Origin of the sequence: Acidovorax sp. SUPP2539, assembly GCF_030158975.1 — a bacterium.
Lineage (GTDB): Bacteria > Pseudomonadota > Gammaproteobacteria > Burkholderiales > Burkholderiaceae_C > Paracidovorax.
Window position 1 is genome coordinate 32769 of sequence record NZ_BQXJ01000001.1, and the last position, 22220, is coordinate 54988.

18 protein-coding genes are annotated in these 22220 nt (G+C 71.3%); 14 read left to right on the plus strand and 4 right to left on the minus strand.

Annotated features, from left to right (window positions below):
• Positions 1-3: 3 nt before the first annotated feature.
• The 4 genes from AVTE2539_RS00155 to AVTE2539_RS00170 all read left to right on the plus strand — a co-directional run bounded on the left by AVTE2539_RS00155 (position 4) and on the right by AVTE2539_RS00170 (position 3759).
• Positions 4-750 carry a GGDEF domain-containing protein gene (locus AVTE2539_RS00155; RefSeq protein ID WP_284407942.1) on the plus strand — a complete coding sequence of 249 codons (747 nt, stop codon included), beginning with the start codon at positions 4-6 and terminating at the stop codon, positions 748-750.
• On the plus strand, positions 747-2987 hold the full coding sequence (locus AVTE2539_RS00160; protein WP_502868841.1) for a two-component system response regulator: 2241 nt from the start codon (positions 747-749) through the stop codon (positions 2985-2987). Before AVTE2539_RS00155 ends, AVTE2539_RS00160 begins: the two co-directional genes overlap by 4 nt.
• Before the next feature lie 182 nt (positions 2988-3169).
• Positions 3170-3298: a hypothetical protein gene (locus tag AVTE2539_RS00165; RefSeq protein ID WP_284407943.1), complete on the plus strand. Its 129-nt coding sequence runs from the start codon at positions 3170-3172 to the stop codon at positions 3296-3298.
• Positions 3295-3759 carry a hypothetical protein gene (locus tag AVTE2539_RS00170; protein WP_284407944.1) on the plus strand — a complete coding sequence of 155 codons (465 nt, stop codon included), beginning with the start codon at positions 3295-3297 and terminating at the stop codon, positions 3757-3759. The genes AVTE2539_RS00165 and AVTE2539_RS00170 overlap by 4 nt, the downstream gene beginning before the upstream one ends.
• A 70-nt stretch (positions 3760-3829) precedes the next feature.
• Here AVTE2539_RS00170 and AVTE2539_RS00175 read toward each other — a convergent pair whose 3' ends face one another.
• Complete coding sequence (locus tag AVTE2539_RS00175; protein WP_284407945.1) at positions 3830-4822, minus strand: LacI family DNA-binding transcriptional regulator; 993 nt, start codon at positions 4820-4822, stop codon at positions 3830-3832.
• A gap of 257 nt (positions 4823-5079) precedes the next feature.
• On the opposite strand from AVTE2539_RS00175, the gene ptsP reads away from it, so the two are divergent.
• The 3 genes from ptsP to AVTE2539_RS00190 all read left to right on the plus strand — a co-directional run bounded on the left by ptsP (position 5080) and on the right by AVTE2539_RS00190 (position 10592).
• The gene (gene ptsP / locus AVTE2539_RS00180) at positions 5080-7632 is read left to right on the plus strand and encodes a phosphoenolpyruvate--protein phosphotransferase (protein WP_284407946.1); all 2553 of its coding nucleotides are present in this window, start codon (positions 5080-5082) and stop codon (positions 7630-7632) included.
• Positions 7633-7726: 94 nt separating this feature from the next.
• On the plus strand, positions 7727-8740 hold the full coding sequence (locus AVTE2539_RS00185; RefSeq protein ID WP_284407947.1) for a 1-phosphofructokinase family hexose kinase: 1014 nt from the start codon (positions 7727-7729) through the stop codon (positions 8738-8740).
• Positions 8741-8783: 43 nt separating this feature from the next.
• Positions 8784-10592, plus strand: a complete 1809-nt coding sequence (locus AVTE2539_RS00190) for a fructose-specific PTS transporter subunit EIIC (protein WP_284407948.1) — start codon at positions 8784-8786, stop codon at positions 10590-10592.
• Positions 10593-10631: 39 nt separating this feature from the next.
• Here the strand turns inward: AVTE2539_RS00190 and AVTE2539_RS00195 are convergent, their stop codons facing one another.
• From AVTE2539_RS00195 to AVTE2539_RS00205, 3 genes are read right to left on the minus strand one after another with little or no spacing between them, the layout of a single operon-like run.
• Entirely contained in the window at positions 10632-11774 is a 1143-nt protein-coding gene (locus AVTE2539_RS00195; protein WP_284407949.1) for a GGDEF domain-containing protein, read from the minus strand.
• A 31-nt stretch (positions 11775-11805) separates the two neighbouring features.
• On the minus strand, positions 11806-13287 hold the full coding sequence (locus AVTE2539_RS00200) for an AMP nucleosidase (protein ID WP_284392916.1): 1482 nt from the start codon (positions 13285-13287) through the stop codon (positions 11806-11808).
• A gap of 47 nt (positions 13288-13334) precedes the next feature.
• The gene (locus AVTE2539_RS00205; protein ID WP_284407950.1) at positions 13335-15407 is read right to left on the minus strand and encodes a putative bifunctional diguanylate cyclase/phosphodiesterase; all 2073 of its coding nucleotides are present in this window, start codon (positions 15405-15407) and stop codon (positions 13335-13337) included.
• Between the two features lie 106 nt (positions 15408-15513).
• Here AVTE2539_RS00205 and dbpA point away from each other — a divergent pair, with 106 nt between their 5' ends.
• The 7 genes from dbpA to dtd all read left to right on the plus strand — a co-directional run bounded on the left by dbpA (position 15514) and on the right by dtd (position 22160).
• On the plus strand, positions 15514-16920 hold the full coding sequence (gene dbpA, locus AVTE2539_RS00210) for an ATP-dependent RNA helicase DbpA (protein ID WP_272567131.1): 1407 nt from the start codon (positions 15514-15516) through the stop codon (positions 16918-16920).
• Between the two features lie 146 nt (positions 16921-17066).
• Positions 17067-17786, plus strand: coding sequence for a GntR family transcriptional regulator (locus AVTE2539_RS00215; protein ID WP_284407951.1), 720 nt, complete (start codon positions 17067-17069; stop codon positions 17784-17786).
• Positions 17787-17805: 19 nt separating this feature from the next.
• On the plus strand, positions 17806-18810 hold the full coding sequence (locus AVTE2539_RS00220) for a tripartite tricarboxylate transporter substrate binding protein (protein WP_272567133.1): 1005 nt from the start codon (positions 17806-17808) through the stop codon (positions 18808-18810).
• A gap of 4 nt (positions 18811-18814) precedes the next feature.
• Complete coding sequence (locus AVTE2539_RS00225; protein WP_284407952.1) at positions 18815-19645, plus strand: amidohydrolase family protein; 831 nt, start codon at positions 18815-18817, stop codon at positions 19643-19645.
• 110 nt (positions 19646-19755) lie between these two features.
• Entirely contained in the window at positions 19756-20571 is an 816-nt protein-coding gene (locus AVTE2539_RS00230) for an oxidoreductase (RefSeq protein WP_284407953.1), read from the plus strand.
• A 168-nt stretch (positions 20572-20739) separates the two neighbouring features.
• Positions 20740-21699: a cation diffusion facilitator family transporter gene (locus AVTE2539_RS00235; RefSeq protein ID WP_284407954.1), complete on the plus strand. Its 960-nt coding sequence runs from the start codon at positions 20740-20742 to the stop codon at positions 21697-21699.
• Positions 21696-22160: a D-aminoacyl-tRNA deacylase gene (gene dtd / locus AVTE2539_RS00240; RefSeq protein WP_284407955.1), complete on the plus strand. Its 465-nt coding sequence runs from the start codon at positions 21696-21698 to the stop codon at positions 22158-22160. Before AVTE2539_RS00235 ends, dtd begins: the two co-directional genes overlap by 4 nt.
• The last annotated feature ends 60 nt before the right edge of the window (positions 22161-22220 follow it).

Sequence of the window (22220 nt, forward strand, 5' to 3'; positions counted from 1 at the left end):
CCCATGGACGCCGCGACCCCCCCGGACCTGTTCGAGGCCGAAAACCAGACCTTGCTGGTCGCACGCAGCGCCTACCAGCGCCATGATGGCCTGGAAGAGGCCCCCTGCCGGCAGGCGCTGGGCGATCTGCTGGTCGCCTACGAGCGGCTGCTGCGGGAGACGCGTCGCCTGGTGCGCCGCAGCGACCGGGCGGAACTGGACATGAACCAGCTGAACCTGCGGCTGCAGGACCTGGCAGCCCAACTGGAGTACCGGGCCAACCACGACCCGCTGACCGGCGTGCTCAACCGGGCGGCCATCATCGAGCGGGTCAACCAGCAGCTGCGAAGCGGCGGCCTCGCGCTGATCGTGCTGGACATCGACCATTTCAAGCGCATCAACGACAGTTTCGGCCACCCGGTGGGCGACCGGGTGATCCTGGGCGTGGTCGCCTGCCTGCAGGCCGTCGTGCCCCCGACCGCGCAGGTCGGCCGGGTCGGCGGCGAGGAGTTCACCGTGGTGCTGCCGGGGCAGGGCCACGATACGGCGATGCCGGTGGCCGAGGCCTTGCGCCAAGCCATCGAGTCCCACCGTTTCGACCTGCCCGACGGCAGCGGCATCACGGCCAGCTTCGGGCTGAGCTGCCTGGCGCAGGGCGGCACCTTCGACAACGCCTACGGTCTGGCGGACGAAGCCTTGTACGTTGCCAAGCGCGGCGGCCGCAATCGCGTGTCGCTCGCCCCGTGCAGCCGCCACCTGCCTGCCGCATGAACGCCGGGGTGGCGCCCGACTGTCCAGCGCCGGAAGTCGCCGCCGCGCGCGCCGTCCGCACCCGCGACCCGCAGGGCGAGCCCGACTGGCGCATCCTCGTCGTGGACAGCGACGCAGGCGTGCATGCGGCCATGCGCGCAGCGCTGCAGGGCCGCACGCTTTTCGGCCGCGCCCTGGCGCCGCGGCACGCTTTTTCGGGCGAAGAAGCGCGTGCGTTGCTGATGGGCGAGCCGAACGTGGCGATGGTGCTGCTCGACGTGGCTTCGGAGCCGGTGGGCGGCACCGGCGCGGCGGCCGGCACCGCCCTGGCGCTGGTGGACTTCATCCGCCACACCGCCCGCCTGCCCAACGCGCGCATCGTGCTTCGCACGGACCAGCCCGGGCCGGTGACGGACCTGGACACCCTGCTGCAGTACGACATCAACGACTACCGCCCCAAGTCCGAACTGACGCACGACCGGCTGCTGGCCCTGGTCGTCACCTCCGTGCGGTCCTACCAGCGGCTGTGCGCCGCCGAGGCCAGCCGCCGCAGCCTGGAACTCATCGTGCGGTCCAGCGCGTCCTTGCTGGAGACCACCGATCCGCGGGCTTTCGCCTCGGGCGTCATCACCCAGCTGGCGGCATTGCTGGGCGTCGCATGCCATGCGCTGGTGTGCGCGCAGCAGGGAGAGACTGCGGGCCGGTTCCAGGTGCTGGCGGCGGCCGGCCGGTTCGCCGTCCTCGCTGACGGCCCGTTCGATGCCGTTGCCGCCCGGCCCGAGTGGAGCGTGCTGCGCCGTGTGCTGGAGGGTCGCTGCAATGGGTATGCCGCCGATGGCGGCGTGGCGCTGTACATCGGGCACCAGGGCCGGCAGGGCATGGCCGTCTTCATCGATGTGCCCGCGGCGCGTGGTGCGCTGGACACCCAGATGCTGGACGTCTTCTGCGCCAACCTGGGTACCCTGCTGCACAACCACGGCCTGCTCGCGCGGCTGCACGAATACGCCTATTACGACCCGCTGGTCCGCCTGCCCAACCGCGCGCACTTCGTCGAGAAGGTGGACGAATGCGCCCGCCTCGGCACGCGCGGCCACATCCTGGCGCTGCTCGACATCGACGATTTCAGCGCCACCAACGACGTCATGGGCCACCGCTTCGGGGACTGCCTGCTGGAGCGGGTCGCCCGCGCGCTGTCCGCGGCACTGCCACCGGGCGTGCTGCTGGCCCGCCTGGGGGCGGACACGTTCGGCGTGCTGGGGGCGGTGGCGCAGGTGTCGCTGCAGCGGCTGCTGGACTGCGTCCGCCAGCCCCTGGCGGTGAATGGTGTGGCGCAAAAGGTGTCGCTCACCTGCGGCTATGTCTTCCTGCCCGAGGTGCCGCAGGCGGGCGCCGATCTCGTCAAGGACGCCACCATCGCCTTGAAGCGCGCCAAGCGCGACCACCGCGGTCAGCACCTGGAATATTCGGACCACATGGGGGCCGAGGCCCGCACTCGGGCGCTGCTGCTGTCCGATCTGCGGGCGGCCATCGACACGGCCAAGCTCTTTCTGGTCTACCAACCCCAGATCGACCTGGCGACCCGGCGCCTGGTGGGGCTGGAAGCCCTGGTGCGCTGGCGCGCGGACGATGGCCAGCTGATATCGCCCGACCAGTTCATTCCCGTGGCCGAGCATTCGGGACTCATCGTGGCGCTGGGCAAGTGGGTGCTGTCCACCGCGTGCGCCTGCATGCGGGAGTTGCTGGAGGCGGGCCATGCGCCCGGGCGCATGGCGGTCAACGTGTCGTCCGTGCAGTTGCAGGACCCCGCTTTTTTCGACACGGTGTGCGCGGCCCTGGCGGACAGCGGGCTCCAGGGGCCGCAGTTGGAGCTGGAGATCACGGAATCGGTGGCCGCGCTGCCCACCCAATTGCTGAACTCGACCCTGTCCAGCCTGCGCGCGCAAGGCATCTCCATTGCGATCGACGATTTCGGCACGGGCTATTCCTCGCTGAGCTACCTGGAGCGGCTGGCGCTCGACCGCATCAAGATCGATCGCTCCTTCGTGCGCCACCTGGGCGAGCCGCACGGCGTTCGCATCGCGGAAATGGTGGCGCAACTGGGCCGCAAGCTCGGGCTGCAGGTGCTGGCCGAGGGCATCGAGGATGCCGCCGCGCTGCGCGCCCTGCTGGACATGGGCTGCCACGAGGGCCAGGGGTACCACATCGCCATGCCGATGGAGAAGGTGGCCCTCATGGCCTGGTTGCAGCAACGGCGGTGAGCCGGGGCCGAGTTCGCCACCCCGGAGTCTGCCCACGATTCGTTTCGCGCCGTCCCTGACTTGCGGGCCGGCGGCCTGCAAGGCGTGCCCGGTGACACTTTGCAGCATGCGCCCACGCCCATCTGTGCCTTTTGCGATGGGTTTTGGTTAGCATGCCACTCCACATCAAAAGGGAGTCTGATTTGTTGCTGATCGAACAGACGGGGCGCATGGTTCCTACGAGAGTCAAGCCCGCCACCAGCCCTGCGCTCGCGCTAGGCACCATGCACATCACCACCGGCATCGTCATTCATCCAAAGGCGAAGTGGTGAATCGATTCATTGGGTGGGCGTTTTTAGCGTTGCCTTTCTGCGCCAACGCCAGCGATTCCTTGCTCAAAGCCCAGGTGGAGTCACTGCCCGTTCACGTGCAAAAGGTCGAAACCTGCGGCGCCTGGACCCAGGCGGACCGGGCAGGTTACTACCGCGTAGTCGTTGTCGATGTGCACGAAGGGGCGGGCAGCGAGATCTACGTGCAGTGGCTCACGCAGCCGACGCAGGAGCGTAGGTCGGAGTTGGTCCGGACCCTGGCGTTTCCCGAACTCAATGACGACCACAGCCAGTACGCCACTCAGGAAATGCGGTGCAGGAAGGTGGGCAGCGGAATCGAGATCGCGATCAAGGCGCAGTACGAGCACGACACGGTGGAAAAGACCCATGCCATTCGGGTCCTTGTCAAAGCAGCGGGAACCTACGCGATATCGGGCATGGCGCGCGGCAGCCAACGGCGCTGAGCCTGGATGGGGTGGTGCTGCGCATCGCTCGGCGGACGATGCCCTGCCAACCGTTTCGAGCGCAGCCTCGTCATCCCCTGCGCGTGGAGCCCCGCGCCAGCAGCGCTCCTTCCAGCACCACCCGCCGTACCGTCCGTTCGGGCTCTGCCAGCCGCTGCAGCAGCAACTCGGCCGCGGTGCGCCCGATGTCGTAGGTGGGCTGCGCGATCACCGTCACGTCCAGGGCCGGCAAGGCCGTCCAGTCGTTGTTGTCGAAGCCTGCCAGGCCGATGTCGTTCGGCATGGACAGGCCCGCGGCCTGGATCGCGTGCACCGCGCCCAGCAGCAGCAGGCCGTTCGTGGCCAGCAAGGCGTCCGGGCGCGGCATGCCCCCGGTGCCCGCCAGCAGCGCCGTGGCGGCGGCCATGCCGGCCTCGCGCGTGGGGGCGACCCAGTGCGGATCGGGCGCGAGCCCGCGTTCGCGCAGTGCATCCGCGTAGCCGGCCTGGCGCTCCTGGCCCGTGGTGCTGTGCGTGCCGGCCAGCACGGCGATGCGGCGGTAGCCGGCGTCCAGCAGGTGTTCGGTGGCGCGCCGGGCGGCGGCGCGGTTGTCCAGCACGACGCGGTCGGCGCGGGTGGTGTCGAGGGCGCGGTCCACCAGCACCATCGGAAAAGGCCAGTCGGTGGGCCGCAGGCGCTTGAGACCTTCCATGGTGGGCGAGAGGATCACGCCGCTGGCCTGCTCGTCGGCCATCAGTTCGAGGTAGGACTGCTCCTTGGCCGGGTCTTCGTCGGTGTTGCACAGGATGAGCCGCAGGCCGTGGCGGTAGGCCACGTCCTCCACCGCGCGGCCCACGTCGGTGAAGAACGGGCTGCGGATGTCCGAGACGATCAGCCCCACCAGCGAGGCCCGCTGCTGGCGCAGGCGCCGGGCCGCCAGGTTGGGGCGGTAGGCGAGCACGGCGATGGCCTGCTCGACGCGCTCGCGCAGCGGCGTGCGCACGGCGGCGGGGTTCGACAGCACGCGCGATACGGTGGTGGTGGAGACGCCCGCGCGCTCCGCGACGTCCTTGATGCTGGCCAAGCGGCTTTCTCCTACAAAAGAAACCGGCGTTCTGGTATCGATTCCTGAAATTGCTTTGCGATGGCCAATCTTGCCGCAGGCGGCGACAGGCCAGAGCGTTGATTCTGCGCTGCCTTGCAGGCATTACCGTGGCATTCATTCATAGGGGATTACCCGAATTTCCATAGGAAAGGGGTTCTTCGTGGCCTTGTCCGCCCTGAAAAGCGGTTTCATAATCCTGCTCTGGAATCGATACCAAAACAAGGAGACATCGCACCATGTCCACGATCCCGGTCGAGGTCCGCCTGGGCGCCGCGCCCCACAACCGAGAAGACGCCGTGCGCGCCGCGGGCGCCCTGCTGGCCCAGGCCGGCCATGCCCAGCCCGCCTACACCGACAGCCTGCTGCAGCGCGAGAAAGTCGCCAACACCTTCCTGGGCCAGGGTCTGGCCATTCCGCACGGCATGGTCGAGGACAAGCACCTCGTGCGGCGCACCGGTCTGGCCGTGCTGCAGGTACCGGGCGGTGTGCGCTGGGGCGACGATGCCAAGCAGGCACGCCTGGTGGTGGCCATTGCTGCCGCGTCGGACGAGCACATCGCGGTGCTGCGCCGCCTGACCCGCCTGATGCGCGACGACGCCCTGATGGACCGCCTGGCGACCACGCGGGATGCCGGCGAGATCGTGCGGGCGCTCACGGGCGAGGAGTCCGCAGGGGCGGCCGAGGCCGCCGGGCTGGAGGACTTTCCGCTGGGCCACGAGCTGTCGCTCAACTACCCCAACGGCCTGCATGCGCGCCCAGCCGGGCAATGGGCGCAAGCGGTCAAGCGCTTCACCGCGCGGGTGCATGTGCGCTGCGGCGACACGGTGGCCGATGCTAAGAACCTGGCCGCGCTCCTAAGCCTGGGCGCGGGGCGCGGGGCGCAGCTGCGCCTGTCGGCGCAAGGCCCTGATGCCCCGGCGGCGCTGGCCGCCCTGCGCGACACCATCGTGCGGTTGGGCGAGGAAGAAAGCCGCCAGGCCGAGCTGTCCGCCGCCCGCCAGGCGCAGGCCCAAGGCCTCGGGCGCGAGCTGGGCGACTGGCAGCCCACGGCCCGCCAGACTTTCACCGGCATCGCGGCCAGCCCGGGCCTCGTGATCGGCACGCTGGTGCAGGCGGGCGCCGCAGCGCTGGAGGTGGACGACCGCTTCACCTCCGTGGCCGCCGAGGCCGCCGCATTGGACCAGGCCCTGGCCGCCGCGCTGGCCCAGTTGCAGCAACTGGCCGATGGCGCGCGTGCCGCGGGCAAGGCCGAGCAGGCGGGCATCTTCACCGCCCACGCGGGCCTGCTGCAGGATGCCGACCTGCTGCTGGCCACCAGCCGCAGCGTGGTGCAGGGCCACGGCGTGGCCTGGGCCTGGCGCCGTGCGGTGGGCGAGCGAGTGGCTGCGCAGCGTGCGCTGGCCGATGCCACGCTGGCCGCGCGCGCGGCCGATGTGCAGGACGTGGGCGAGCGCGTGCTGCGCCACCTGCTGGGGCGCGGCAACGAGGCCGAAGGCGCCGCCGCCGCGTGGCCGGCCAATGCCATCTTGCTGGCGGACGACCTGTCGCCCTCGGTCACCGCGCAGATCGACACGGCCAAGGTGCGGGGCTTTTGCACCGCGCGCGGCGGCCCGACCGCTCACACGGCCATCCTGGCGCGCGCTCTGGGGCTGCCCGCCGTCGTGGCGGCCGGCCCCGGCGTGCTGGGCGCCGATGCCGCGGCCGGCACGCCCGCCATCCTGGACGGCTACCGCGGCCGGCTCTACGTGGGCCCGAGCGAGACGGCGCTGATCGAGGCGCGCGAGCGCATGCAGCGCCTGGCCCGCCGGCAGGAGGAAGAGGCCCGCACCCGCCAGCTGCCCGCCACCACCACCGACGGCCACACGGTGGAGATCGCCGCCAATGCCAACCGGGCCGACCAGGCCACGCACGCGCTGGCGGCGGGGGCCGAAGGCGTGGGCCTGATGCGCACCGAATTTCTGTTCCTGGAGCGCGACGCGGTGCCCGACGAGGACGACCAGTACGCCGTGTACCGCGCCATGGTCGAGGCCCTGGACGGCCGCCCGCTGATCGTGCGCACGCTGGACATCGGCGGCGACAAGCAGGTGCCGCACCTGGACCTGCCGGTGGAGGACAACCCCTTTCTCGGCCTGCGCGGCGCGCGGCTGTGCCTGCGCCGCGACGACCTGCTGGTGCCGCAGCTGCGGGCGCTGTACCGCGCGGCGCGGCACGGCCCGCTGTCGGTCATGTTCCCGATGATCAGCACCGTGGAAGAGGTGCACCAGCTGCGCCAGCGCATGGAGGCGGTGCGCCGCGAGCTGGACGCGCCGCAGGTGCCCGTGGGCATCATGATCGAGGTGCCCTCGGCCGCGCTGATGGCCGACCGGCTGGCGGCGCACGTGGATTTCTTCTCCATCGGCACCAACGACCTCACGCAGTACGCGCTGGCGGTGGACCGGCAGCACCCCGAGCTGGCCGGCATGGCCGACAGCCTGCACCCCTCGGTGCTGCGGCTTATCGAACGCACCATCGCCGGCGCCCGGGCCCATGGGCGCTGGGTGGGCGTGTGCGGCGGACTGGCGGGCGAGCCGCTGGGCGCGGCGCTGCTGGCCGGACTGGGCGTGCAGGAGTTGAGCATGAGCAGCGGCGATATCGGCACCGTCAAGGCGCTGCTGCGCCGGCATTCCCTGGCCGAGCTGCAGGACCTCGCCCGCCGCGCGCTGGACGTGGACACCGCCGACGAGGTGCGCGCCCTGGGCGCCGCGCTGCGCCCGGCCGGCCCGGTGGCCGACACGGGGGATGCATCATGAGGTTTGCTATTAAAAATATAGCGATATGCCCTAGTATTCATTGCGCTGAGGCCGTTTTTGATGCGGCATGTGCCATGCCGGGAAAGGCCGCACCATGACGCCCGAAGTTCTGGCCGGCGCGGCCGCGCCTGCCCGCGTGTTCACCATCACGCTCAACCCGGCCATCGACCAGACGGTGCGCATTCCCACGCTCGTGCCCGGCGCCGTGCACCGGGCGCTGGGGCAGCAGACCGAGGCCGGCGGCAAGGGCATCGGCGTGGCGGCGGTGCTGGCGGCCCTGGGCGTGCCGGTGACCGCCAGCGGCTGGCTGGGCGCCGAGAACGACGGCGTGTTCACCGCCGCTTTCGCCGCCAGCGGCATCGCTGACGCGATGGTGCGGGTGGCGGGCAGCACCCGCACCAACATCAAGCTGGCCGATGCCGGGCGGGGCGACTCGACAGACATCAACCTGCCCGGCCTGTCCCTGCCGCCCGAGGCGCTGGCGCAGGCCGAAGCCCAGTTGCTGGCCACGCTGCAGCAGCAGGTGCAGTACGGCGACTGGTGCGAGCTGGCCGGCAGCCTGCCGCCCGGCGCGGCGGCGGGCGTGTGGGAGCGGCTGGCCCGCGCCCTCGCGGCCCAGGGCGCGCACATCGTGATCGACACGGGCGGCGACGTGCTGCGGCAGCTGCTGCAGCGCCTGTCCGATCCGGCCGCTGGCCCGGCGGTGCCGGTGGCGCTCGTCAAGCCCAACCGGGCCGAGCTGGAAGAACTGGCCGGCCGCGCGCTGCCCACGCTGGCGGAGGTGGCCGAGGCCGCATCCGATTTGTGCCGGCGCTACGGCGTGCGGCAGGCGGTCGTCTCGCTCGGCGGCGACGGCGCGGTGATCGCCACGTCCCAGGGTCGCTGGCATGCCGAGGCACTGCGCGTGCCGGTGGCCACCACGGTGGGGGCGGGCGATGCGCTGGTGGCCGGCACGCTCGCCGCGCTCGCGCAGGGCGGCACCTTCCCCGGCGCGGCCGTCTTCGGCATGGCCTGCGCCGCGGCGCGCATCCAGCGCATCGCGCCCGGCCTGCCGCCGCACGCCGAGGTGGATGCCATCGCCGCCGCCATCGCGCCGCAGCCGGTCTGACCGGCCCCGCCCCCTCAAACGAATCCGCACGGAGACCCATCCCATGGCCCACCTCATCGCCATCGCCGCCAGCCAGGCCGGCCCGGCGCACAGCTTCATGACCGGCGAGGCGCTGCGCGCCGCCGCTGAACGGCTCGGCCACCACATCGCCCTGAGCGTGCGCAGCAGCCTGGGCGCGCAGGGAGGCTGGACGGACGACGAACTCTTGCGTGCCGACGCCGTCATCATCGCGGCCGACATGGCCGTGGACCGCACCGGCCTGCCTGCCGCACGCCTGCACGAGACCACGCCGGGGGCCGTGCTGGCCGATGCGGCCGACGTCGTGCGCGCCGCGCTGGCACGTGCGGGCGCAGGCGGCTCAAGCGAAGGGGCAGTGGCGGCGCACGGCGGGGCGGCTCCAGCCGCCGCGGCAGTGCCTGCGGTGGCCGCCGCCGACGCAGCGCACCCCCTTCGCATCGTCGCCATCACCTCCTGCCCCACGGGCGTGGCCCACACCTTCATGGCGGCCGAAGCGCTGGAGCAGGGCGCCCAGGCGCTGGGTCACACCATCAAGGTCGAGACGCAGGGCTCGGTCGGCGCGCAGAACGCGCTCACGGCGGACGAGATCGCCCAGGCCGATCTGGTCGTGATCGCCGCCGACACGCAGGTGGACCGCGCGCGCTTCGCTGGCAAGCGGCTGTATGCGACCGGCACCAAGGCCGCGATCCACGACGCGGCCGCGGTGTTCGCCCAGGCGGCGGCGCAGGCCGCTGTGTGGGGCGGCGCGCCCACAGCGGGCGCGGCCGCTGCGCCCGGGGCAGCGCCTGCCGGCGCTGCCGCCCGCAGCACGGAGCGCACCGGCCCCTACAAGCACCTGATGACCGGCGTGTCGTTCATGCTGCCCTTCGTGGTCGCGGGCGGGCTGCTGATCGCGCTGGCCTTCGCGCTGGGCGGCATCTACGTGTACGACGATGCGCACCAGGGCACGCTGGGCTGGACGCTGTTCCAGATCGGCGCCAAGGCCGGCTTCACGCTCATGCTGCCGGCGCTGGCGGGCTACATTGCGTTCTCCATCGCCGACCGGCCGGGCATCGCGCCGGGCATGATCGGCGGCCTGCTCGCGGGCACCGTGGGCGCGGGCTTCCTGGGCGCCATTGCCGCGGGCTTCATCGCGGGCTATGCGGTGCACTGGATGAACCGTGCCATCCGCCTGCCGCGCACGCTCGACGGGTTGAAGCCCGTGCTGCTGCTGCCGCTGCTGGGTACCTTGGTGGTCGGCGTGCTCATGATGATGGTCATCGGCAAGCCCATGGCCGGCGTGATGGCCGCGCTCACCGAATGGCTCAAGGGCCTGCAGACCGGCAGCGCCGTGCTGCTGGGCGTGATCCTCGGCGCGATGATGGCCTTCGACATGGGCGGCCCGGTCAACAAGGCGGCCTATGTGTTCTCCACCACGTTGATCGCCAGCGGCGTGGCCAACCCGATGGCCGCCACCATGGCCGCGGGCATGGTGCCGCCGCTGGGCATCGCGCTGGCGTGCTGGGTGTTCCGCAGCCGCTTCAGCGCCGAGGAGCGCGAGGCTTCCAAGGCCGTCGCGGTGCTGGGCCTGGCGTTCATCACCGAAGGCGCCATCCCGTTCGTCGCGCGCGATCCCCTGCGGGTGATCCCTGCCTGCATGGCCGGTGCGGCCGTGGCGGGCGGCCTGTCGATGATGTGGAACATCGGCCTGCAGGCGCCGCACGGCGGCGTGTTCGTGCTGGCCATTCCGAACGCGGTCAACCACGTGGTGCTGTACGCGCTGGCGATCGCGGCCGGCACGGGGGTGACGGCGTTGGCGTTGGGGGTGCTCAAGCGGCGGGTGGCGGTGGCGTAGCGCCCTCGGCGCAGGGGCGGCACCGCCCGTTCTTTTTTCCTAGCCCATGGCCAGCTGCCGCCGCCCCTGTTCCTTGGCGGCATACAGCGCCGCGTCCGCGCGGGCCATGAGCTCGGCCAGGTCCTCTTCGCCACCGTGCCACAGCGCCGCGCCGGCGCTGTAGTCGATGGGAAACCCCAGGGCCTGGGCGCTTTCGGCCTGCAGGCGTTCGCGCAGGCGCTGATCGAAGCGTTGCGCCTCTTCCTGCTGCGCATGCAGCAGGAGCACACCGAATTCCTCGCCGCCGAACCGGCACACGGTGTCGTGCGGCCCGGCCATGGACTGGGCGAGCCGGGCGAACCAGGCCAGGGCGCGGTCGCCGGCTTCGTGGCCGTAGGCGTCGTTGATGCGTTTGAAGTGGTCCAGGTCCAGCAGCAGGGCGGCCAGGGGCAGGCGCTGGCGCGCGGCGCGCGTTCGCAGGGCCTGTCCGTGGGCCTCGAAGCCGCGGCGGTTGAGCAGGCCGGTGAGCGGATCGGTCATGGCCAGGGTGCGCAGTTGTTGCTCAGCCTCGTCGCGCCACGCGACCAGCACCGCCACCGTGCCCAGCACGAGGGTGACGTTGGCGGCCACGGCCGCGGCGATGTTGACGGGGTGCGGCGTGCGAAAGCTGGGGTAGGCGTCGGTGAAGGCGCCCAGCACGCCGCGCGCGGCGGTGAACGCGGCCATCGTGGCCAGGCAGCCCATGAGCAGCAGGCGCCAGCGCCGGTCCGCGAAGTGCGCTGAATGGGCCGGGTAGAGTGTGGCGCGCGCCACGGCCAGCAGCAGCGTGGCCAGCAGCAGGTTGGCCCATCCGACGCGAAACGCGTAGTGCGAAAAGCCCAGGGTGTAGCCCAGCGGGATCGCCACCACCAGCGCCTGCACCAGGCGCCGCCCGGGGCGGGGCCCCAGCCAGATCGCCAGGGCCTCGAAGAGGGCCCATTGGGCCAGGGAATTGGCGGCCATGGAAACGGTGGACAGGGTCTGGTCCCACGCGTACGAGGACGCGATGATGGCCGCCCAGGCCAGGCCCTGCAGCAGCAGGCTGGCCTGCACCCAGCGCGCGGCGGTGCCCGCGCCACGGCCCATGATCAGCGGCAGGGCCGCGGAGAGCATGCACAGGTTGGTGGCCGTGATGGCCATCAGGGTGACGAAATCCAGCCGCATCAATCCCTGGTGGCGGCGCCCACCCGGTGCGTCACTGGAAGGCCACCTCGGCGAAGCTGCGCAGCTTGCGGCTGTGCAGGCGGCTCACGCCCCCGGCCCGCAGGATGTCGATGGCGCGCATGCCGATGCGCAGATGCTGGTCCACGCGCTCGCGGTAGAAATGGTTGGCCATGCCGGGCAGCTTGATCTCGCCGTGCAGGGGCTTGTCGCTCACGCACAGCAGGGTGCCGTAGGGCACGCGGAAGCGAAAGCCGTTGGCAGCGATGGTGGCGCTCTCCATGTCCAGCGCGACGGCGCGGCTCTGGCTGAACCGGCGCTGGGGCATGTTGTCGGGCAGCAGCTCCCAGTTGCGGTTGTCGGTGCTGGCCACAGTGCCGGTGCGCATGATGCGTTTCAGGTCGGCGTCCTCGATCTGCGTGACGTCGGCGACGGCCTGCTGCAGCGCCATCTGGATCTCGGCCAGCGCGGGGATGGGCACCCACAGCGGAAGCTCTTCGTCGAGCACGTGGTCTTCGCGCACATAGGCGTGGGCCAGCACGTAGTCGCCCAGCTGCTGGCTGTTGCGCAGGCCCGCGCAGTGGCCCAGCATCATCCAGGCGTGCGGGCGCAGCACGGCGATGTGGTCGGTGATGGTCTTGGCGTTGGACGGGCCCACGCCGATGTTGACCATGGTGATGCCGCTCTTGTCCGCCCGCATGAGGTGGTAGGCCGGCATCTGCGGCAGCCGCGGCGGGGCCACGCCCAGCTCGTCGCCCGGCTGGGCCGGCAGGCCGGTGCGGCGGGTGACGACGTTGCCCGGTTCGATGAAGGCCACGTACTCGCTGTCCGGCTTGGCCATCTCGGCATGGCCCAGGCGCACGAATTCGTCGATGTAGAACTGGTAGTTGGTGAACAGCACGAAGTTCTGGAACCACTCGGGCGCGGTGCCGGTGTAGTGGCGCAGCCGGTGCAGCGAGTAGTCCACCCGCGGCGCGGTGAAGAGCGACAGGGGCTGGGCCTCGCCCGGGCGGGGCGCCCAGGTGCCGTTGGCGATGCCGTCGTCCATGGCCTCCAGGTCGGGCAGGTCGAACACGTCGCGCATGAGCATGCGGCGCTGGGCGGTCAGCGTGCCCTCGATGTGGTCGTGCTCCGCGAACGAGAAGTGGATGGGGATGGGCTGGCTGCTGATGCCCACCTCCAGCTCGATGTTGTGGCTGTTGCGCAGCAGGCGGAACTGCTCGGCGTAGTAGTTGGCGAACAGGTCGGGCCGGGTGAGGGTGGTTTCATACCGCCCCGGGCCTTCCACGAAGCCGTAGGCCAGCTGGGTGGCGGCGCGGGCCACGGTGGTGGTCTGCACCCGCACGAAGGGGTAGAAGGCCCGCACGTGGCTGGCCGGGGTCTCCCCGGCGACGAAGCGCTGCATGGCATCGCGCAGGTGCCCGATCTGCTGCTGGTAGATGCGCTGCACCTGGGACAGCGCCTCGGCGGGATCGGTATGAAGGGTGGGCTCGGTGAAGTCTGGGATCTGGGCCATGGCGCCTATTGTCCACGGGCGCGCGGGTCTGCCCGATGACGGGCCCGCTATCTTTTTTTCAGCAGCCACTCGCGCGTCTGGCGCGGGTCCATGGGCGGCGAGATCAGGTAGCCCTGCGCCAGATGGCAGCCAAGGGTGCGCAGCAGGTCGTGCTGTGCGGCGGTTTCCACGCCTTCGGCCACGGTCTGGATCTGCAGGCTGCGGCCCATCTGGACGATGGCGGTGACGATGGCCACGTCGTCTTCGTTGGCGGGCGTGTCCGAGACGAAGGAGCGGTCGATCTTGAGCTTGTCGATCGGGTAGCGCTTGAGGTAGGCGAGCGACGAGTAGCCGGTGCCGAAGTCGTCGATGGACACGCGCACGCCCAGCGCCTTGAGCGCATCCAGCGTGCGGCGCACCTGGTCGGCCTCGTGCATGAGCACCGATTCGGTGAGCTCGATCTCCAGAAAGCGCGGTGCCAGGCCCGTCTGGCGCAGCACGCCCGCGATTTCGCCGGCCACGTCGCGCTGGCGGAATTCGAGCGCTGAGAGATTGACCGCCACCGGCACCTGCGGCAGGCCCTCGTCGTGCCAGGCCCGCATCTGCCGGCAGGCCTCGACCAGCACCCAGCGGCCGATGGGCGTGATGAGCCCGCGCGCCTCGGCGAAGGCGATGAAGTCGATGGGCCCCACCAGGTCGCGCTCGGGGTGGCGCCAGCGCACCAGCGCCTCGAAGCCCACGAGCGCACCGTCGTCCAGGCGCACCTGCGGCTGGTAGTGCAGCACGAACGCGCCGTGCAGGATGGCGTCGCGCAGCAGGCGCTCGTGCTGCAGCACGCCGGTGGAGGGCGTCTCCATGCCCGGGGCGTAGGCCTGGCGGTTGGCGCGGCCGCTGTCCTTGGCCTGCTGCATGGCGGCGTCGGCCCGGCGCACCAGCTCGGCGGCGGTGTCGCCGTCGTCGGGGTACATGCTCACCCCGATGGAGACCGACACCGACAGCGGCGTGCCGTCGGCATGGAACACGGCGCACACGTCGGCCAGCAGCTGATCGGCCACCGCCAGGGCGGAGGGCCGGTCCTGCGCGTCGCGCAGCACCACGACGAACTCGTCGCCGCCCACGCGCGCCACGATGTCCACCGAGCGCACGCCCTGCACGAGCCGGCGGGCCACCTCGCACAGCAGCATGTCGCCGGCCTCATGGCCCAGCGAGTCGTTCACCGTCTTGAAATGGTCCATGTCGATGAACAGCACGGCGGCGGCCTGCGGCGTACGCTGCGCGGACTCGATCACGGCGGTGAGCTGCTCCATGAGCGTGGCGCGGTTGGGCAATTGCGTGAGCGCATCGTGCCGGGCCAGGAAGGCCTCGCGCTCCTGGGCCTGGCGGCGCGCGGTGATGTCGCGCAGCACCGCGATGCGGTAGTCCGAGCCCTTCCAGGGCATGGTCTTGCCGACGATCTCCACAGGCACGGCATGCCCGTCCCGGTGCAGCACCGTGACTTCGTAGGGCTCCTCGCGGCCCTCGCGCACGTAGGCCTCGGTGACGGGGCGGAACTCTTCGCTCACGAAATCGAGCATGCGCCGGCCGCGCACCTCGGCCAGGGAGTAGCCCATCAGCCGCGTGAGCGCTTCGTTGAAGTCGGTCACCAGGCCTTCGCGGTGGAACACGATGGCCTCTTCGGTGGCCTGCGAGAACTTGCGCATGCGCTCTTCGCTCTCGCGCACCGCGCGTTCGGCCTCCCAGTGGTGGGTGATGTCGTTGATGAGCACGAAGGCGCCCATCAGCCCCAGCTTCGGGTGCAGGTGGGGAATGAGATTGACCTCGATCATGCGGGGCGGCCCGCCCCGCACCCGCTGCTTGCGCGTGTATTGCACGCGCTCGCCCCGCAGCACCTGCTGGATCTGGGGCTGGATCGAGGCCCAGGCGCTGTCGCCGATGGCTTCCTGCACTGTCTTGCCCAGGATGGCCTCCACCGTGTGGCCGGTGGATTCGGCGTAGCCCTGATTGGCAAAAACACAACGCAGGGTGGACGATTCGAAGTAGGCCAGCAGCGCCGGAACGGAGTCGGCCAGCAGCCGCAGCAGGGAACTGCTGCAGTGGGGGTCCTGGGAAGGACCGTCCGCTCGGCTTGATGTGTCTGGCATGTCCCACCCTTGTATCTCGAAGTTTTATAGCCGATCGGGGCGCCGCTGGCGAGGGGTGCAAGCCCTTGCCCGCCTTGCGCCGGCCGGGCCCCGGGATAATCCGGGGATGACTTCTTCCGTTTCCGGCGCTGGCGCCGAGTTCTCCTCCCTGGCGCTGCACCCCGCGACCCTGTCCAACCTGCAGCAGCTGGGCTACACCCGCATGACCCCGATCCAGGCCGCGAGCCTGCCCGTGGCCCTGCTGGGCCGCGACCTGATCGCCCAGGCCAGCACCGGCAGCGGCAAGACGGCGGCCTTCGCCCTGGCGCTGCTGGCCAACCTCAATGCGCGCCGATTCGCGGTGCAGGCCCTGGTGCTGTGCCCCACGCGCGAGCTGGCCGACCAGGTGGCCACCGAGGTGCGGCGCCTGGCCCGCGCGCAGGAGAACATCAAGGTGGTCACCCTGTGCGGCGGCGTGCCGCTGCGCGGGCAGATCGCCAGCCTGGAGCACGGCGCGCACATCGTGGTGGGCACGCCCGGGCGGGTGATGGACCACCTGGAGCGCGCCACGCTCGATCTGCAGGCGCTCAACACCCTGGTGCTCGACGAGGCCGACCGCATGCTGGACATGGGCTTCTTCGACGACATCGCAAAGGTCGCGCGCCAGTGCCCGGCCGAGCGCCAGACGCTGCTGTTTTCCGCCACCTACCCCGAGGGCATCGAGCGCCTGGCGCGCCAGTTCATGAAGGAGCCGCAGCGCATCACGGTGCAGGCCCAGCATGGTTCGGCCAAGATCGCGCAGCGCTGGTACGAGGTGAAGGAGAGCGAGCGCCTGCACGCCGTGTCGCAGCTGCTGAACCACTTCCGGCCCGAATCGGCCATCGCCTTTTGCAACACCAAGCAGCAGTGCCGCGACCTGGTGGGTGTGCTGCAGGCGCAGGGCTTTCACGCGCTGGCCCTCTATGGCGAGCTGGAGCAGCGCGAGCGCGACCAGGTGCTGGTGCAGTTCGCCAACCGCAGCTGCTCGGTGCTGGTGGCCACCGACGTGGCCGCGCGGGGCCTGGACATCGCCCAGTTGCAGGCGGTGATCAACGTGGACGTGACCCCCGATCCCGAGATCCACGTACACCGCATCGGCCGCACCGGCCGCGCGGACGCCGAAGGCCTCGCCTTGAGCCTGGCCAGCCTGCCCGAGATGGGCAGCGTGGGCAAGATCGAGCAACTGCAGGGCCGCGAGTCGGAATGGCACCCGCTGTCCGAGCTGACCGCCGCCCCCGGCGGGCCGCTTTTGCCGCCCATGGCCACCATCCAGATCATCGGCGGGCGCAAGGAAAAGATCCGCGCGGGCGACGTGCTGGGCGCGCTCACCGGCGAGATGGGCTTTGCGCGCGAGCAGGTGGGCAAGATCAACGTGAACGATTTCTCCACCTACGTGGCGGTGGAGCGGGGCATCGCCCAGGACGTGTTGCGGCGCCTGGCGGCCGGCCGGGTCAAGGGCAAGCTCGTGAAGGCGCGGCTGGTGGATGGCACCTGACGGCCTTTGACGGCTCCTGAGGGGCCCTGGCAGCGGCGGGGCCGGCGCCCCCGGGTTTGTCCCGATCGCGCCGCCTGCGCCCTGTCTTAGACTGTAAGTCATCTAGAGGAGTAGATCAATTGCCGTCGCCCGCATCCCCTCCCGCCGTGGCGGAACACCCCGGCCTCGCCCGCTACGCCGCGCTGGCGGCCGCGCTGCGGCACCGCGTCGTCCGGGGCGAATGGCTGCCCGGCACGGCCCTGCCGGCCGAGCAGGCGCTGGCCGCCGAGCATGGCGTGGCGCTGGGCACGCTGCGGCGCGCGCTGGAGCTGCTGGTGGAGCAGGGCCTGATCGAGCGCATCCACGGCAAGGGCACTTTCGTGCGCAGCGGCATCGCCGGCGCGTCGATGCTGCGGTTCTTTCGCTTCGGCGAGGGCGCGGCGGGGCAGGAACCCGCTTCGCGCATCCTGTCGCGCCAGGCCATTGCGGCGCCGGCCGAGGCGGCCCGCGCGCTGGGCCTGGCACCGGGCGAGCCGGTGCTGCGCCTACACCGCCTGCGGCTGATCGACGGCGAGCCCTGCCTGCTGGAGCACATCTGGCTGCCGCTGGACCGCTTCGCCGCGCTGGCGGAGGACGACACCGCCGCCTGGCCGCCGCTGCTCTATCCCTTCTATGCCAGCCGCTGCGGCGTGCACGTGCAGCGGGCGGTGGACAACATCGGCTTCGGCGTGCTGTCCGCGCCCCAGGCGCGCAGCCTGGGGCTCGCGGCGGGGCACCCCTGCGCCGTGGTCACCCGCCGTGCCATGGACCTGGCCGGCCGCTGCGTCGAATGGCGCGTCACGCGAGGCGATGCCCACGCCTTTCACTACACCGTCACCCTGACCTGAGCCGAACCTGGAGACCCGCATGCCTTCCATCGCATCCCCCGCCACCGGCGGCGCCCGCCGCCGCTGGATCCTCGGTGCCGCCGGCGCCGCCCTGGCCGCGCCCTGGGTGGCCGGCCGCGCGCAAGGCATCGGCGGCAAGCCCGTGACGCTGGTGGTCTCCTACCCTGCCGGCGGCGGCGCGGACCTGATGGCGCGCATCATCGCGCCGCGGCTGGGCGAAGCGCTGGGCCAGAACGTGGTGGTGGACAACAAGCCCGGCGCCAGCGGCCAGATCGCCGGCGCCTACGTGGCGCGTGCCACGCCGGACGGCAGCACGCTGCTGCTGGACGCCTCGTCCTTCGCGGTCAACCCCGCTCTCTATCCCAAGATGGCCTACGACACCGACAAGGCCTTCACGCCGCTGGCCGTGCTGGCCACCTTCCCCAACGTGCTGGTGTGCTCCGCGGGGTTCCAGGCGCGCAGCGTGCAGGACGTGATCGCGCTGGCCCGCGCCAAGCCGGGCGAAGTGGCCTATGCGTCGTCCGGCAACGGCTCGGCGCAGCACCTGGCGGGAGCGCTGTTCGAGGAGCGCGCCGGGGTGCGGCTGTCGCACATTCCCTACCGGGGCGGCGGCCCCGCGATGAACGATGTCATGGCGGGGCAGGTGCCGCTCTTTTTCGCCAACGTGGCCTCGGCGCTGGGCCACATCCGCTCCGGCAAGCTGCGCGCGCTGGCCGTGACGGCCGCGCTGCGGGCCCGTTCGCTGCCGGAGGTGCCCACCATGACCGAAGCGGGCGTGCGCAAGTACGAGGTGCTGGAATGGAACCCGGTGCTCGCCCCCGCCGGCTTGCCCGCCGCCACGCGCACGCGCCTGGTCGATGGCATCCGCAAGGCGCTGGGCGATGCCGAGGTGCTGGCGCGCATCCGCGCGCTGGGCGGCGATGTGTTCGCCGATGCATCGCAGGCCTCGGCCGGCGCCTTCATCCGGGCCCAGCAGGGGCAGTGGGCCCAGGTGGTGCGCGACCGCAACATCTCGGTCGGCTGAACCGATGCCGACCGACGCCGACCGCGCCCCCCTCCCCGATGCCTGGGACGTATCCGGTGCCTGCTGGGACGCGCACGTCCATGTGTTCGACGCCGATGCGCCGACCCAGCCCGGCCACTACCGCCCCGCGCACCATCCGCTGGAGCGCATCGAGGGCCTGGCTGCCGCCCATGGGGTGCGGCATCTGGTGCTGGTGCAGCCCAGCGTGTACGGCACCGACAACGCGGTGATGCTGAGCGCGCTGGCCGCACGGCCCGGCCGGCACCGCGGCGTGGCCGTGGTGGACGCCGCGGTACCCGACGCCCTGCTGGACCGCATGCACGCGCTGGGCGTGCGGGGCGTGCGCTTCAACCGCGTCTCGCCGGTGGGCAACGGGCCCGAGGCGTTTCGCGCCCTGGCGCCGCGCCTGCGCGAGCGCGGCTGGCACGTGCAGTGGTATGCCGGCCCGGAGCATCTGGCGGAGATCGCGGCGCTGCACGACCGCACCGGCGTGGCCTGCGTGCTCGACCACCTGGCGGGCCTGCATGCCGAGTTGCCGGCGGACGACGCGGCATGGAACGCCCTCGCGGCGCTGGCCGCGCAGGGCGCGTGGATCAAGCTGTCCGGCTGGTACCGGCTGCGCGCGCAGGCGCCCTACGGCGCGCTGCAGGAGACGGTCCGGCGTGTGGCGGACCTGGCGCCCGGGCGGCTGGTGTGGGGCTCGGACTGGCCGCACACGTCGTTCGCTGCTGATGCCATGCCGGCCTACGCCTCGGTGTGGCAGCCGGTGGTGGAGGCGCTGGGCCCGGACCGGGCCGGCGCGGTCCGGCAGAACGCCTCGCGGCTGTATGCCTGACGGACGCCGCCCCGACGTGCCTTAGAAAATATCTTTTCAGTAGTTACTTAATACTGTTTCGATAGTAATATCCCTTCGTCGGCCATCCGGCCCATGACGAAAGGAAAACAATGCGCAAGACGAACAGGGGTATCGCCGTCGTGACGGGGGCGTCGTCGGGCATCGGGCTCGTGACCGCCCGGTCCCTGGTGCAGGCGGGCTACCAGGTCTTCGGCACCAGCCGCAAGGCACCCGCCGATCCGCCCGACGGTGTCACGATGCTGGCCTGCGACGTGACGGACGAGGCGTCGGTCCAGCGCCTTGTGGACGAGGTGGCCAGGCGGGCAGGGCGCATCGATCTGGTCGTCAACAACGCCGGCGTGGGCCTGCTGGGCGGGGCCGAGGAATCCTCGATCGGGCAGGCGCAGCGCCTGTTCGACGTCAACGTCTTCGGCGTCGCCCGCGTCGTCAACGCGGTGCTGCCGCTCATGCGGACCCAAAAGAGCGGCCGCATCATCAACATGAGCTCGATCCTGGGGCTGATTCCGGCGCCCTTCAACGCCTTCTACGCATCGACCAAACACGCGATCGAGGGCTACTCGGAATCCCTCGACCACGAAGTGCGCCGGTTCGGCATCCGCGTGGTTCTGGTGGAGCCCGGTGTGACGCGCACGGCGTTCGAGGAAAACCTGTCGCGCGCCGACCGCCCCCTCGCGGACTATGCCGACGATCGCGCCCGGAGCGAAGCGCTCATGCGCCAATGGGTGGAGTCGGGCGATGCGCCGCAGATCGTCGCCGATGCCGTCGTGAAGGCCGCCACGGCCACCCGGCCCAAGCTGCGCTACTCGGCCGGCAAGCAGTCCACCCAGGTCCGTTCGCTGCGCCGCTACCTGCCCGAAGGGCTCGTCGACAAGACGCTGCGCAAGTTCAACGGCTTGCCGGCCTGAGCCCGGCGGGCGCGGGCGCTCTCCCTCGCATCCCCTTCCGGGTGCCGGCCAGGCCGCAGTGAGTGGGGGCTTCGCGGGCGTGGCGGGCTCGCCGTGGCAGGCCGCCGGCGGCTCGGAATGGCGCCGTTCGGGGCAGAATGGCGGCCCCGGCGCTTTCCTTGCCAGCCCATGCCCTCCCGTCCCTTGCCTTCTGATCCGAGCGCCCCGGGCCGCACCGGTCCTGCCGCGCCCGCGCCCCGCACGCTGCTGTGGGGCTCGGTGGCCGTGGCGCTGGTCACCATCGTGCTCAAGACGCTGGCCTGGCACCTCACCGGCTCGGTGGGGCTGCTGTCCGATGCGCTGGAGTCGTTCGTCAACCTGGCGGGCGCGGTGTTCGCGCTGGCCATGGTGACCGTGGCGCAGCGCCCGGCGGACGACGACCACCCCTACGGGCACCACAAGGCCGAGTATTTTTCTTCCGGGTTCGAGGGCATCCTGATCGTGGGGGCCTCCGCCGCCATCTTCTGGGCGGCGGCGCACCGGCTGTCCTCGCCGCAGCCGCTGGAGCAGGTCGGCTGGGGCCTGGCGCTGTCGGTGGTCAGCTCGGCGCTCAACGGCGGTCTGGCGTGGCTGATGTTCCGCTCCGCGCGCGTGCACCGGTCGGTGGCGCTGGAGGGCGATGCGCGCCACCTCGTCACCGATGTCTGGACCTCGGCGGGCGTGGTCGTCGGCATCGGCGCGGCCAGCGCGACCGGCTGGCTCTGGCTGGACCCGGTGGTGGCCATGGCCGTGGCGCTGAACATCCTGCGGGAAGGGGCGCACATGGTGTGGCGTGCCTCGCAGGGCCTGATGGACGCGGCCGTGGAGCCGGAGGCGCAGGCGGCCATCGACGCGGCGCTGCACGGTTTCTCGCAGGGCGCGCCGCAGGTGCGCTTCGACCACCTCATCACGCGGCAGGCCGGGCAGCGCCGCTTTGCCGGCCTGCACATGCACGTGCCCGCCGAGTGGAGCCTGGGCCGCGCCGCCCAGTTGCGCGGCGCCGTGGAGACCGCCCTGATGCGCGCCGTGCCCGGGCTGCGCGTGACCATCGAGCTGCTGCCCGTCGGGGTCGAGGCATTTCTGGAAGAACCGAAGGATTCCCCACCATGATGAGCGTGTTGCAGCGCGTGCGCGAAGCGCGCGTGGAAGTGGATGGCGAGGTGGTGGGCCGCATCGGCCCGGGCCTGCTGGTGCTGCTGTGCGCCGAGCGCGGCGACACCGATGCCGAGGCCGACCGGCTGCTGACCAAGCTGCTCAAGCTGCGCGTGTTCACCGACGATGCGGGCAAGATGAACCGCAGCGTGCAGGACGTAGGCGGCGGCCTGCTCGTCGTGAGCCAGTTCACGCTGGCCGCCGACACCTCCGGCGGAAACCGCCCGAGCTTCACCCAGGCGGCGGCGCCGGACGAGGGACGGCGGCTGTACGACCTGTTCGTGGCCCGGGCGCGGGCGCTGCACCCGGTGGTGGAGACCGGCCGCTTCGCGGCCGACATGCAGGTGCACCTGGTCAACGACGGGCCGGTCACCATTCCACTGCGCATGGCGCCAGCGGATGGTTTGCTATTGAAATAATAGCTAAACAGGCAATCAATACCCCGGCATGGGGCTGTTTGGAGGCACCATCCGGCTTTT